Source organism: Myxococcus llanfairpwllgwyngyllgogerychwyrndrobwllllantysiliogogogochensis (assembly GCF_006636215.1).
Lineage (GTDB): Bacteria > Myxococcota > Myxococcia > Myxococcales > Myxococcaceae > Myxococcus > Myxococcus llanfairpwllgwyngyllgogerychwyrndrobwllllantysiliogogogochensis.
The window spans coordinates 1-949 of sequence record NZ_VIFM01000560.1; the positions used below are offsets into that span (position 1 = coordinate 1).

1 protein-coding gene is annotated in these 949 nt (G+C 70.8%); it reads right to left on the reverse strand.

Going from position 1 to position 949, the window contains the following annotated elements; translation table 11 throughout:
* Window positions 1-81 precede the first annotated feature (81 nt).
* Window positions 82-798, reverse strand: coding sequence for a hypothetical protein (locus FJV41_RS49305; RefSeq protein WP_141649530.1), 717 nt, complete (start codon window positions 796-798; stop codon window positions 82-84).
* Window positions 799-949 lie beyond the last annotated feature (151 nt).

Sequence of the window (949 nt, forward strand, 5' to 3'; positions counted from 1 at the left end):
CGGGAGCGGGGGGGCGGAGTGTGCCATGTGCCGCGAAGGGTACCGGCGTTCCCCACCGCTGTCACAACCCGAGACGTCTCGTCACTCCTCCTGGTGGCGCAGCGCTCGCACGGCGGCGCGCAGGCGGCTCCGCCCGCGGTAGAGGTGCAGGATGTGGAACACCGCCAGGGCCACGAGGCAGAGCACGCCCAGCGTCACATAGCGGCGGATGAGGTCGCCCTCCTGCCAGCCGTGCTCATCCACCAGGCGGCTGGGGTCGCTCAGGCCCTGGCCCTCCATGCGGCCGAACGGAATCTCCTCCGCGTTCGTCCTCGCCCTCCACCAGGTGAGGAAGCCGTCCCAGAAGGACAGCGCGCCAATGGGCACCAGGCCCCAGCGCAACGCGCGCACGTGCAGGTAGCTGCCGGGCCGCACGTAGAAGCACCCCATCAGCACCGTGCCCAGCACCAGCATCCCCCCGTCGCCGCCGAAGATGACGAGCGGCAGCGTGCTCGACATGGGCAGGCCCACGGTGCAGACGAGCTGGCAGGTGAGCAGCACCACGCCCCACGTCACCCACGCCCAGCGGCGCAGCTTCCAGCCAATCCAGGTGAGCGCTCCGAGCGCGCCCGCGAGCGCCAACGCCAGCGAGTACCATCGCTCCGAGCCCATGGAGGTCACCCAGAGCGACGGCACGGCGGGGATGCCGCACAGCCACGCGGTGACGGCGTGCCCCAGCTCGTGCACCAGCATGGTGAACAGCCGGACGATGAATCGCAGCGAGCCGGTGGCCCCCAGATAACCCACGAGCAACGCCACGGGCACGACGATGAGCCGCAGCCGCAGCTCGTGTACGGCCGCGTCGGCGTGGGCTGGGCGCCCACCAGCGGCGAGTTCATCCAGGGCAAGACGTTCAACCTCACGGGCCGCTCCGTGGGAGGACGGCTGGAGGAGGGCGACTATCTGGAGC